Annotated in this window: 9 protein-coding genes; 3 read left to right on the top strand and 6 right to left on the bottom strand. The window is 67.3% G+C overall.

Features of this window, described 5'->3' with window-relative positions; all coding sequences use genetic code 11:
- The first annotated feature begins 1 nt into the window (after position 1).
- Positions 2-607, top strand: a complete 606-nt coding sequence (locus tag AADH62_RS00285) for an RNA polymerase sigma factor (protein ID WP_341577756.1) — start codon at positions 2-4, stop codon at positions 605-607.
- A 21-nt stretch (positions 608-628) separates the two neighbouring features.
- Here AADH62_RS00285 and AADH62_RS00280 read toward each other — a convergent pair whose 3' ends face one another.
- Entirely contained in the window at positions 629-1,213 is a 585-nt protein-coding gene (locus AADH62_RS00280) for a hypothetical protein (protein ID WP_341577755.1), read from the bottom strand.
- Between the two features lie 416 nt (positions 1,214-1,629).
- Between AADH62_RS00280 and AADH62_RS00275 the strand changes: the two genes are divergently transcribed.
- Positions 1,630-3,300 (top strand): HNH endonuclease, encoded by a 1,671-nt coding sequence (locus tag AADH62_RS00275; protein WP_341577754.1) that lies wholly within the window; start codon positions 1,630-1,632, stop codon positions 3,298-3,300.
- A 23-nt stretch (positions 3,301-3,323) separates the two neighbouring features.
- Here the strand turns inward: AADH62_RS00275 and AADH62_RS00270 are convergent, their stop codons facing one another.
- From AADH62_RS00270 to AADH62_RS00250, 5 genes are all read right to left on the bottom strand, one after another.
- The gene (locus AADH62_RS00270) at positions 3,324-6,323 is read right to left on the bottom strand and encodes a hypothetical protein (protein WP_341577753.1); all 3,000 of its coding nucleotides are present in this window, start codon (positions 6,321-6,323) and stop codon (positions 3,324-3,326) included.
- A 25-nt stretch (positions 6,324-6,348) separates the two neighbouring features.
- Positions 6,349-7,401, bottom strand: coding sequence for an ABC transporter permease (locus tag AADH62_RS00265; RefSeq protein WP_341577752.1), 1,053 nt, complete (start codon positions 7,399-7,401; stop codon positions 6,349-6,351).
- Positions 7,398-8,354: an ABC transporter ATP-binding protein gene (locus tag AADH62_RS00260; RefSeq protein WP_292709911.1), complete on the bottom strand. Its 957-nt coding sequence runs from the start codon at positions 8,352-8,354 to the stop codon at positions 7,398-7,400. Before AADH62_RS00260 ends, AADH62_RS00265 begins: the two co-directional genes overlap by 4 nt.
- Before the next feature lie 54 nt (positions 8,355-8,408).
- A complete protein-coding gene (locus AADH62_RS00255; RefSeq protein ID WP_341577751.1) occupies positions 8,409-10,058 on the bottom strand; it encodes a sensor histidine kinase in 1,650 nt (549 codons plus the stop codon).
- 280 nt (positions 10,059-10,338) lie between these two features.
- The gene (locus tag AADH62_RS00250) at positions 10,339-11,325 is read right to left on the bottom strand and encodes a glycerophosphodiester phosphodiesterase family protein (protein WP_341577750.1); all 987 of its coding nucleotides are present in this window, start codon (positions 11,323-11,325) and stop codon (positions 10,339-10,341) included.
- A 120-nt stretch (positions 11,326-11,445) separates the two neighbouring features.
- Here AADH62_RS00250 and AADH62_RS00245 point away from each other — a divergent pair, with 120 nt between their 5' ends.
- On the top strand, positions 11,446-12,360 hold the full coding sequence (locus tag AADH62_RS00245; RefSeq protein WP_341577749.1) for a Bax inhibitor-1/YccA family protein: 915 nt from the start codon (positions 11,446-11,448) through the stop codon (positions 12,358-12,360).
- The last annotated feature ends 96 nt before the right edge of the window (positions 12,361-12,456 follow it).

Raw genomic sequence — 12,456 nt, 5'->3', positions numbered from 1 at the left:
TGTGGAGCCGACCGACCAGACGCTGTGGAGACGCGTGATCGTCGGTGACGGCGACTCATTCGGCGTCATCTTTGATCGACACCGCTCACGCGTGCGTCGCCACGCGCACGGGCTCGTTCCCAATCCCGAGGATGCCGAGGATGTTGTTGCCGTCGTCTTTCTCGAGGCGTGGCGACGGCGGTCGCGGGTGCGTTTCGTCGACGGCTCCGTACTGCCCTGGTTACTGAGGACGGCGACGAGCATCGCGTACAACCACACGCGGTCAGCTCGGCGAAAGACCGGAAGGCGCGACACAACTTGCCCTCGCCCTACGGTGCGAGACTCCCGTGCGGCCGCCTGGTTCACTCCGACGGTCTCGCCGGTATCGACAGAACAGAGCCAAGCACTTGCCGACGGTGTCGTGACCGAAGATGAGTACCGAGAAGGATTCGCGAGGTTTGAAGCATGTCTCGCTGAAGCCGGGTTCGCGCTCTACGCGGTAGATGACACGGCGGCGATCATCGAGTACTCGGTGCCCGGTGAGGCAGTGTGGTCGGGTGACGACGAACGCTGCTACTCATCGGAGTTTGTCGGACTGGATATCGAGTGGCAGGTCTCACACGAGTAGGCAGCCGCTCGACCTCCCGCTCTAGCCGCCGAACTCGCCCCGCAGAATGGGCGGTGTCTGGTTCGCGTCGCAAGCGTTACTGATCGCCGAAATGGACGCCTGTATCTCGGGGGCGAGGATCTCTCCGACCTGGTCGGTGCGGGCTGAGACGAGCGGGGCGAGCTGTTCGAAGTTCTCGCGAAGCTCCGACTGAGCCGAGCCGGCGAGGGCTTCGAGTTCGGCGGACGCCTCGTCGATGCGGGCAGCCCACTGGTCGGCATCCAGTTCACCGTAGAACGTGTACCCGTAATCCGCGTTCGTGAAGGCGCTGTAGATCACCGAGAACTGCTCGCAGTCCGCAGCGAGGGCGGTGTCCGCCCCGAACTGCTCGTCGGAGAACGTCGGAGTCGCGGTCCAGTCGACGCCCTCGTCGACGATGACGCTCAGGGTTTCGGTGGTTCGGTCAGTGATCGGCCGGGTCAGCGTTACAGGACTTTCTGCGCACTCCCCCGACAGCGGCGCTTGCCCGAGCATCATCGAGTCCGAAAGCTCAACGGTGTAGCGCCCACCGCCGCACGTGAACTCAACTGAGACCGAGCGAGAACCGGCCTCGAGAGCGAACTCCACCCCGGGAAAGCCCGTCGGGCCGGTGCCCGAGAGTCCCGCGGGCGGCGTCGATGGAGACTCTGAGGTCGAAACAGTCGGCGTAGGTGGCCCGCCGCCTGCCCCGCGCATCCGGTGAGCGCGATGGATGCCGCGACGAAGGAGCCGTTCAGAATCCCCGCGCGCGTCAGTTGTCCGTCGTCCATGAGCCCCCGCGTCGATCGAACGTCAGTCGATCCATCGTCGCACGGTGAAGATCCTCTTCGGCCCCGTCATTCAGGACGCGCGGACCGACGGATGCCGGCCCGTAGCCTCTCGCACGGCATCCGATTCGCCTGTCGCTTCCTCCCCAGATCCGCGAAACAAACGCCTGTCCACAGGCATTTTCGCGCGAGGGAGACTGACCCGCCAATGTCGGAGGTTGGTGATGTAGTGAAGACATGAACATCCTCACGGCTATGCGCGAGCGGCTCGATCAGCTCGCTGTGTTCGCCGAGCTGGATGTCGAGCCGACGGGTCTGCCTGCTGGCGCAGCGGCGCTGTCCGACGCGTCAGTGCTGGAGGTGCTCCGTCACGTCACGGCGATCGCCAATGATGCCGAGCGCCTGCAGTCGGTGATCGCCGGCGTCGCCGCCACGAGGTCCCGGCGCGAACAGGGGCACTCGGGGCTGGCCGCGGGCCAGGGGCACGCGTCGCCTGCCGCCCTGATCCAGTCGATCACCGGCGGAAGCCGCGCTGACGCCCTGCGCCAACTGCGTGTCGGGGCGGCCCTCCTCGATAACGGATCGGTCGAGCCGACGGATGCTGACACCACCCAACCGGCTGGCAGCGGCGACGATTCCCAGTCACCCGGCACCGACCCGGCCACTGCGAAATCATCGGGGCGCGAACCATGGCACGCGCCTCTCCGACTGGCTCTGCTCCGAGGGCGGCTAACACCGTCTCAGCACGATGCGATCCGCGGCGGACTCGGGGAGCCCGAAGCCGAGGGTGTCGACCCGGCCTCGACCGCTCTCGCGTGGGCGGTTGCGGCGGAAACACTCGTCGACGAGGCAGTCGAGGGCGCATCGGTCGAGGAACTGCGAAGCCGGGCACGGCAGATGCGCGACATCCTCGACCCGACCGGCGCGGCGTGCCGATTCCAGAACCGGTACGAGAAGCGCTCCATTCGGATGTGGATCGACCAGCACGGCCAGCATCATGGCCACATCGCGTTCGACGACGAGATGGCGCTGTTCGTGCGGTCGATGTTCGCGGCAGCACTTCGACCCCGGCGCGGCGGACCCCGCTTCGTCACGGATGCCGAACGTGCCGCCGCTGCGAACCTCATCGATGACCCGCGCACCAACGAACAGCTCGAGTACGACCTCCTCGTCGATGTCCTGCGAGCAGGAGCGGTCGCCGAGGCCGCAGACGTCTTTGGTGTCCGCCAGCCCGGGGTGCGGATGGTCATCGTCAAGGACCAGTCAGGACCGCGCGACCCGCTCGGCCGCCTCATCGCCACAGGTCACGCCGAGGACGGCGGAGACCCCCTCCCGGGAGCGATCATCGACCGCGCCCTGTGCCAGCACGGCTCGATCGACGTGACGGTCGACGGTCGCGGAAACCCCCTCGATCTCGGACGCGAGCAGCGCCTCTTCAGCGCGAAGCAGAAACTCGCGCTCGCCATCCGCGACGGCGGCTGCGCTGGAATCGGGTGCCCAGTGCCCGCCGCGTACTGCGAATCACATCACATCGACCACGTCGCAGCTGGCGGTCGCACTGACATCGATCGCGGCATCCTGCTGTGTCGGTTCCACCACATGCAGCTTCACAACAACGGCTGGCGCATCGTTCGCGACGGACTCGGCCCGTTCATCCTCATTCCGCCGCCCGGCCACCGATCACCAGACGGCGCCGAGACACCGCCTCGCCAGTTCCGAACGAAAGCTCCGTGGGCCTGGGCGTGGGACCCGCCGCCACCGCCTGAACGTCCACCCTGGCGAACCCCGCCCGCACCGCCTGCAAAGCACGCCGCGGAACCGCCCCCACTTGCCGCGCCGGCCATGCCATCGCCGTCAAGATCGAACACGCCTGCAACGCCGGAGTCGCGCTACAGCGCTGTCCCGTGAGCAATCGCACCGGCCACCGGCCGTCAGCGTGTCACGTCATCGCGCCGCCAGGTCAGTGCCAGGAACACGCCGACCAGCGCGACCACAGCGCCGAAGCCCGCCGCGAACCACGGCGTATCGGGCGGGATGTCGAGATAGGTCGTGATGCCGAGGATCCGCGCGAGACCCCACGGCAGCAGGCCCATCTCGTCGTTCCACAGGGTCAGCGCCGATTCGAGCCCGACGAACCCGATCACCGCAGCGGGAATCGCCAGCCCAGCCCCGACACCGGCGAGCACGATCCCCGTCGCGCGCCGGGCCCCGAACTGGCTCGACAGAGCCCACCCGGCCGCGACGAACAACCACACGAACAGCGCGAACGCGATCGTGATGTAGATCGAACGGCGAAGCGGATCGGTCCAGAAAACGAACCAGTATCCGCCTGGACCCGTGAACGAAAGCGCGAGGAGTGTCAGGATGCTGCGCAACACCAGCACACCACCGACGGCCGCGATCACCGGCCACGGCGAGCGCTCGCGCACGAAGAGGCGCACGACGATGAGGAATACCAGCCATGCACCGAGCACGACGGCCAGGTGGGTCCACGACAGGAACGAGGTCTGCACGGCGCGAGTCGCCACGAGCAGACCGCCCGGCACGATGATCAGCAACCACCGGTCAAGCGGCAGCATCCCGAGCGTCGATTCTCGTGCCCGCCACGGCCTTGTCGCTGCAAGCCACGCAGCCCGCGCCGCCGCCGCACCGGGCCGGCCGACAAGTCGCGTCCGCGCCGCCAGCATCCCGATGACGACCCACGCCACCGCGAGCACCAGCAGGATGCGGGCAAGCCACGCCATCGCCAGGTCACGGTCCGCGCGCTCGACACCGAGCTGGGCGGCGGTGAGGTTATATGCCGGGTAGTCGACATCGCCGGTGTAGGTGGCTGTGTGCTCGGCCGCGAGCGCAACGAACGCATCCCTGTCGCTCTGCCACGCGGCATACGCGTCGGCCGCGAGAGTGTCGTGCCACTGCGCCTGATGCAGGATCATCGCCCGGTACGACGAGAGCAGGTGCAGCACATCCGCCTCGTACGCGAGAGTGCCGACAAACGCCTCGCGCATCGCGGGGTCACGCCAGGGGGAAGCATCCGTCCCCGAAACCAACGCCTGCATCTCATCAACAGCGGCCGCTGCCCGCTCACCGCCCGCGATCGCCGCGTCGATCTGGTCGCGCGAGACCTCGTAGATGACATCGAGAACAGCAGAATCACCGGTGAGGATGTCCCACTCGAAGATCCACATCATCGGCGGCGGCTCGAGCCCGATCGCGAAGACCCGCTGCTCGGCGAACGGCTCGATATACAGACCCTGGGTGATCGCCTCGCGAGACAGCGCCATCGCTTCCGTGATCGCCGACACCGTAGCGGGGTCGTCGCTGAACCACTCGCGCGCCCATCCGGCGGTGACCGCCGCGACATCGGCATCCGGATCCCGCGCCAACACTCCCGCGAGCTGCGTGTTCAGCTCATACAACTGCCAGAAGCCGGTCTTCAGGTTCAGGGTCATCGGGCCGGCCCGCCACGGTCCGCCATCCTGCGTCCAGACCCAGACGCCCTCGATGTGCGGGTTCTCGGCGAGCAGGGTCTGCAGCGCGTATTGATACTCGGGGCCGAGATCATTCGGAAAAGCCCCGAAGTTCTCGAACTCCCGCCTGCTCTGAAACTCGATGATCCGGCGCTGATCCCCCTGCGCGAGGGTGTCGTTGAGAGGCAACCAGCTATAGAAATCCCCGAGCGTGTACTTCGTCGACACGATCAGCGTCGGCGAGTCGATCCCGGCCAGCACCTCGTCGTAGGACTCGACGTTCGTGTGCATGTCGCCGACAGCACCGACCCCGACACTCCACGACCGGAAGATCACCTCACGATCGGATGCCTCGGCCTGCTCCGTGAACGCCGAGAGCATCGCCTGCACCTGGGGCGCCTCGGTCACGGCCAGCTTCGAAGACACGTCCCAGCCGTCGACGTCGTAAACCTCGCCAGCTTCACCGATGCGGATCAGGATGCCGTCCAGCGCCGGAGCCGCGGCGTAGAGCTCGTCGAGCCCCGTCGTGTAGACGTCCCAGAGTTCCGGGTTGGCAGTGTCGAGCGATCCGAATCGGCCCACCAGGTACTGCTCGAGCGGAGTCGTCAGCGCGAGCATGTCGGTACGCAGGAACACGTCCATGCCGAGCTCCTCGGCCCGGTCCCAGAACGGCGTGAACGCCTCCCGCAGGGCAAGCACCCGCCCAGTGTGTTCGTCACCTTCTTCGTAGGCACCATCGACGCCGTCGAAGGTGACGTATTCGACGAATCCCGGAAAGGCCACGGCCGTGTATCCGTCGGCGAGCACGTGCCGCAGGAACGCGTCGAACTCGTCGTACGCTTCGGCGAGCGCCGGCTCGTCGATGTACGGAGCCTCGGGCAGGATCACATCTTCGAAGGCCCGGGATGCGTGGAAGTAGTCGGTCCCGTCGGCCCAGGCGTCGGCATCCGGAACAACGCCGACAGCCCCGAGGTCGACCATCCGGAACGGCAGGCGAGAGGTCACCTCGACGCCCAGGTTCGCGGCTGCCGGCTCTCCGGCACGGATGCGGGCCGCGATGTCGTAGATGCCCCGAACCGCACCGGCCTCCCCCGCCGCCACGATCGTGAGCGCTGCCGCGTCCCCTTCGAGGCGATAGGACTCGTCGTCAGGGTCATCGCCCGCGCTGACCGTCAGGTTTGCATCAGCACCCCTGCTCGGTGCATCGGCCACGGCATCGAACAGCTCGTCGAGCGCAGCCTCGTAGCGGGGCCCGGTCGGCGCGTCGACGCTCGTGAACTGTGGCGGCGCCACGACCTCCACCGCGGGGGCAACGGTCGGCGGCTGCGGCTGCATCTGCGCGGCGGCTTCGGTCCGGATGCCGAGGGCGTCGGTCACGACCACGGCAACGCCAGCACCGAGGGCAAGCAGAACGACGACCGTGGCACCAGCGAGGATGCTGCGCCGCACCGCCGAACTCATTCCCTCACGCTACTGGGAATTCGGGTCAGGCGATGCGCGTGCCCGGCGGCAGCGTGCGCGACGGCGTCCTGGTGCGCGCCCCGCCCCACCACAGCAGCGCCCCCGCGAGCACGAGCTGCACGGCGAGGCCCACGAACCAACTGGGCGTCGTCTGGTTGTAGATGACCTCGGGCGTCTTCTGGAACTGCTGCGTGCGGGCGCAGTCGTCCCACGAGACCGCATTCTGCTCCGGCGGGATCTGGGCGCTGCGGACAAGGTACGAGAAGTTCCCGAACAGGTCTTCCGGGTACCCGCTCGCGTCGAAGCGCGCCGGCGTGGCATCAGCGAGGATGACGAACGGGTTCGCCGACAGGATCCACCACACGGTGTCGAACCTCGGCACCTCGTACGTGGTGCTCTCCCACGGGCCGCACTCGGGCGGGTTGGAGGTCATGCCTGTCTCGTCGTCGTAGATGTAGCTGCGGTACGACTGCGTGACCTCGGTGCGGAATGCCGCGCCACCGAGCGTGAACGCTATCGGGGTACCGATGACGAGGGCCGCCACCACCAGGTAGGTCACGGCGACCGAGAACAACGGTCGGGCGACGATGCCACTGAGGCCCACACCGATGGCTGCGATGATCGCGATTTCCACGATCAGCACCACGAGAGAGACCAGCACGACGAGCGGGTCGACTCCGCCACTGACGGCGGCGACGAGCATGAACGGCACGGCGATCACGGCGAACGAGAGTCCCGTGAGCCACGCGGCCAGGAACTTGGCGAGCACGATCTCAGCCGTGGTCGCGAGCGTCACCTGTACAGGCGCGAGGTTTGCGGCATCCCGGTCGCCGTTGATCGCGTTACCCGACAGGGTCGGCGAGACCAGCACTGCCAACAGCAGCACCACGAACACGACCACGGAGTAGACACCGGCGCCGGCGCCAGCGCCTCCGGCGTACGAGAACGAGAGCAGTGACAGGGCCGTCACCACGACGAGGATCGCAGCGAACACGCCGAGCATCACGTACCAGGCGACACTGCGCACCCGCTGGGTCAGATCGAGACGCACGAGCGTCCACAGGCGCATCCCGCTCATGCTCCCTCACCCCCGCGCAGGTCGAGGAACGTCTGTTCCAAATCACCGACGGCGGGGGCGAACTCCGTCAGCGGGATGCCGCGCTCGACGAGTCGGCGCAGCGCCCCGGCGGCATCCTCGTCTGTCGCGAGCGGGATCAGCACGTCGGAACGGTCGACTCGAACTGCCTCGATCGGCCACTCAAGCGCTGCGGCAACGGATGCTGCGGCATCCGTCGGCTGCCCCAGCAGTCGGATGCGCCAGTCGCGCGTGCGTCGTGCCGCGATCGCTGCGCCCGAATCGACGGAACTCCCCTCGAGAAGGAACACCGCATCGTCGATGACCTCCTCGAGTTCGGCGAGCACGTGGCTGGACACCAGCACGGTGCGTCCCTCGGCGGCGAATCGGCGCAGCAGGTGTCGAAGCTCGACGCGGGCAGCCGGGTCGAGCCCTGATGCGGGCTCGTCGAGCAGCAGCACGCGGGGGTCGTGCACCAGCGCGCGGGCAAGTCCCAGACGCTGCTTCTGTCCACGCGAGAGCACGCGAGCAGGAGCTTTGGCGAGCGCGGTCAGGTCGACGAGTTCGAGAAGCTCGTCGGCGCGGGCTCTCGCGGCATCCTTCGGAAGATCGTGCAGCCGACCGGTGACGATGAGTGTCTCTCGAGCAGAGAGCGCCCCCCACGTGCCGAGCGAGTCCGGCATCCATCCCAGCAGGGCACGGGCCGCGTGCGGCCTTTCGATCGGATCGACGTCACCGATGCGGATCGTTCCGGCATCCGGGGTGAGCAGCGAGGCGAGCATGAGAAAGAGCGTCGTCTTGCCCGACCCGTTGGGGCCGACAAGCCCCGTGACCGCGCCGGCGCGCGCATGCAGTGAGACATCGCGAACCGCCTCGACCTTGCCGAACGAGCGACGCAGACCGGTCGCGACAATGCCCGTTGCAGCGGCGCCGGGTGGATCAGAGGCGGCATCCATGGTGCCACCCTATGCGAGGACGTCGGCTTCTCGCGGCTCCTCCGGGGGAGGTCGTCACGCAGTCGCATCCACGAGGGCAATCGCTGGCGGCAGGGTGAGCCGCGCGCACGTTCCGCCCGTCGAGGCGGGTTCGAGTTCGATCGAGACGCCGTTCGCGTCTGCCAGATTGCGGGCAATCGACAGGCCGAGGCCGACACCCGGTAGCGCCTGCTGGCGGGCGAAGTCCGTGCGATAGAACCGATCAAAGGCACGGCGACGCTCTGTCTCGCTCATCCCCACGCCAGAGTCCGTGAGTTCGATCGTCGGGCAGTCCCCCTCACGTCGTGTCTCCACGGAAACGGTTGCGCCTCGGGGGGAACAAAGCACCGCGTTGCGCAGGAGTTCCTCGACGATGCCCCCGAGGCTTCGGGCGTCTACACTCGTCGTTTCGGCGCCGTGATCGGTGAAGACCACGCTCACCCCGGATTCTTGGGCAAGGCCTGACTGGCGCTCGATCGCATCCCCGACGGCCAGGGCCACGCTTGTCGTGTGCGAGAGCGCCCGCACCGAGTGCCGATAAGCCGAGAGCAAGTGTTCGACGGTCGCGAACAGACGCTGCGCGGCCGAGTCGACCCGTTCGAGACGGGCGGCCACCCGGGGAGTGACCTCCTCATCCCGCGCCAGTTCCGTCTCGCCCATGAGCACGGTCAGCGGCGTACGCAGTTCGTGGTTCACAGCATCCAGAAAGCGATCGCGCACCTCGATCGCCTCGACGAGGTCGGTGACGTCATGTGCGATCAAGACCGTACCGAGCGGCTCTCCAGCATGAAAAATCGGTCGTGCCGAGTAGCTCACCGCGACCTGGTCTGCCTCGCCGAGCCAGGCGATGCGGCCCCGCACCTCGCCGCTGCGAGCGAGTGCCGATATGGCTTCCGACGATGGGAGAAGCGGCGTGCGCCGGTCTGCGGAGAAGATTTTTCGGCCCCCCGGCGCGGCATGTCCCGTGAGATCCGTTCCGGCAAGATGGGCAAGGCGCTGAGCAGAGTCATTCGCTGTCAGCACACGCCCGTCCGGACCGAACACCAAGACGGCGTCTTCGGTGGCCTCCGATACGGCCCGCAGGATCGCCGAGAGGCGCTCCTGCGCCTCGGACGCAGCCCGAGACGCGGCCAGGGCCGCCTCCCGACTGGCCACTTCCCGTCGAAGTTGATGACCGGTGGCAAAGGCCGACAGCGCGATGAGGGCAGCGAAGGTGAGAAACACACCGAACGCAATCCACTCGGGCGCAGAATCGGGCACCCGGCCCGCACCGATCGCCGGCACCAGGGGAATGGCCGCCGCAAGCACGATACCGACCACGACCGCCGGCAGCGAGAACGCGGCGCCGAGCCAGACGAGGGGGAAGACCATCATGAAGCCGATGCCGTCGACCACATCGACGGCATCGTTCCGAATCAGGGGGATCCCCACGAGCGCCGCGAGCGGAACCAACGCAATCCACGCCGTATGGGTGCGGGGCCGCAACCGGGCCAGGATGCCGATGGCGATAGCGCCGGCGAGGATGAAGCCGAACCCGGCGAAGGCCACCGGGGTGAGCGCACCGTCCCCGTAGATCTGGGCGGTGACCATGACCCCGACCGTGGCGGCAAGCAAGGCGAGCTGTGCCCACGGCTGGATTTGGAGAGATAGCAGAATGCGCTCCGCAGACGCAGATTCCGTGCGCACGCCGGGATCTGCGGGTTGCAGACCCCGTTCACCGCGCTGCACAGGTCCATCCACCTCAGGTCACCCCTGCAACAAAGATTCGCTTCCCCGGCGCCGTCTGTCAAGCATTGGACAGAGGGTCGTTGGCTTCGAGCAGACCCGCGGGAGTCCTGGAGCGAGCACGCCGGGCCAGCTTGGGATTGCCCTCGCACGCGCCAGAGCGAGCGGCGCCGCGATCACGGCCATAGCGGGGCCGAGGCCCCCGCGCATCGCTCGTGGCGTCTACACCCTCACCGACGGCCTAGACGCCGAAGACCTCGACGCCAAGGTCGGCGTGGTCGACGAAAACGCCGTCGAGACCGGCCCTCTGCAGCACCGCCCACTCGCCTCGCCAATCGCCGTACTCCGCGAGAGTGCCCGTCTGATACTCGGGAAGAAGAAACGCGTTCTCGGGCCGACACGTCCACGTGAAGACGGCGAGCCCCCGTGCATGCGCCCGGTCGACCAGCGGCGCCGGACCGGTTGCGCGGCCCTCGGCATCCGGGGCAAGGATGATCATCTTGTCGGGGCTGATCCCGTCGACCTCGGTGGCGAGGACATCCAGTCCGTCGGGCGTCATCCAGTCGGCGTAGGTTCGCGCGGTCGGGTCAGAGAGTTGATCGGCAGGGATGCTGTCGGCGTCGATCAAGAACACCAGCTCAGCGCTCGTGCCGCGCTCGCGCAGGTGGCGAAGGATGGCCAGTTCGAACGACTCGATGACCACGCGGCGTTCGTTCCACCCGCTCGCTGCCAGCTCGGACTCGACAAGGCGCGCCATATCGTGACCGAGCGACGCGAAGTAGGCGGCGTGCTTGATCTCGATGACGGGGATGACCTCACGCCCACCCGCGCGATGGTCATCCAGCAGCGCGAGCAGGTCCCGAAGCCGCAGCGGCGGTTCCTGGTCGTCGAAGGCAGCACTCCCCGGGCGGATGCCCGGAATCCGCTCCCGGCAGCGGAGGGTCGCGAGCTCATCCCAGGTGAAGTCCTCGGCAAACCACCCCGAGTGGTCGAGCCCGTCGATCCGTTTGATCGTGCGCCGGCCGGCGAACTCGGGACGGTCTGCGACATCCGTCGTGGTTGACAGTTCGTTCTCATGACGGATGACGAGAACCCCGTCCCGGGAGACGACGAGGTCGGGCTCGACGGCGTCCACCCCCATCTGGATCGCGAGCTCGTAGGAGCTGCGCGTGTGTTCGGGACGGTAGCCGGGCGCACCGCGGTGGCCGATGATGAGGGGCCTGCTCACGCGCTCAGGCTAGCCGTTCATGGCGGCTTCACAGCGGCCACGGGTCATTCAGGTGCCCCCGTCCGATAGCCTTGATCAACAGCAGACGGCTGTTTTTCACGAACTTTGGAGTGTGAACTCGTGGCGGCTGGAAACAACCCCGCATTCAACAACCCCGCGTTCCAGGAGCAGGGCGCGGGCCGCGCTTTCCCGACGAGCGGCCAGACCGGCTCCGGGGCGCAGACGAAGTACGCGCCCCCGGCTGCAGCAACGGACGCCGCGGTCAACGCCCAGCTGGAGGGTGCCTACGCAGCGCCGTCGGCCGGCGCGATCGAGACCGGGCGGATGACTGTCGAAGACACCGTCATCAAGACGATCGGCCTGTTCGCGATCCTGCTGGTGACCGCTGTCGCAGGGTGGCTGTGGACGATGGCGCCGGTTACCGCGGCAAACCCGAACCCGACCATGGCGCCGTGGATCATTGGTGCACTCGGCGGATTCGTGCTCGCGATGGTCGTGATCTTCACGTCACGTAAGAAGATCCGCCCGGCTCTCATCTGGGGCTACGCGGCCTTCGAGGGCCTGTTCATCGGCGCGATCTCGGCCTTCTTCGAGTTCATCTGGCCCGGCATCGTCATCCAGGCGACCCTCGCGACCGTCGCTGTCGTCGGCGTCACCCTGGCCTTGTTCGCAAGCGGCAAGGTGCGCGCCTCCAAGAAGGCGACGAAGGTCTTCATGATCGCGATGATCGGTTACCTCGTCTTCTCGCTCATCAACGTCATGCTGATGATCTTCAATGTCCCGATCGCCGGTGGCGCATTCGGTCTGCTGAGTCAGCAGGTCTTCGGAATCCCGCTCGGACTGATCATCGGCGTCTTCGTGGTCATCATGGCGGCGTACTCGCTGGTGCTCGACTTCGACTCGATCCAGCAGGGTGTGCGTAACGGCGCCCCCCGCCAGTACGCCTGGCTCGGCGCCTTCGGCATCATGGTCACTGTCGTGTGGCTGTACGTGGAGATCCTGCGAATCCTCGCGATCCTGCGCGGCAGCAACTGACGCGCTGATCTACAGAAGGGCCGCCCACTCCTCGGAGCCGGGTGGCCCTTCTGCATTCGTCGCACCGCCCGCGCCCGGCATCCGTCTCGCCCCTGA

The sequence above is a fragment of the Microbacterium schleiferi genome (assembly GCF_038150145.1).
Lineage (GTDB): Bacteria > Actinomycetota > Actinomycetes > Actinomycetales > Microbacteriaceae > Microbacterium > Microbacterium schleiferi_B.
This window is presented reverse-complemented; position numbering and strand designations above follow the sequence as displayed.

What these genes read in the sequence shown, in the direction of transcription:
- AADH62_RS00275 (WP_341577754.1), top strand. Translation starts at nt 1,630, where the DNA reads ATGAACATCCTCACGGCTATGCGCGAGCGGCTCGATCAGCTCGCTGTG.
- AADH62_RS00260 (WP_292709911.1), bottom strand. Translation starts at nt 8,354, where the DNA reads ATGGATGCCGCCTCTGATCCACCCGGCGCCGCTGCAACGGGCATTGTC.
- AADH62_RS00265 (WP_341577752.1), bottom strand. Translation starts at nt 7,401, where the DNA reads ATGAGCGGGATGCGCCTGTGGACGCTCGTGCGTCTCGATCTGACCCAG.
- AADH62_RS00270 (WP_341577753.1), bottom strand. Translation starts at nt 6,323, where the DNA reads ATGAGTTCGGCGGTGCGGCGCAGCATCCTCGCTGGTGCCACGGTCGTC.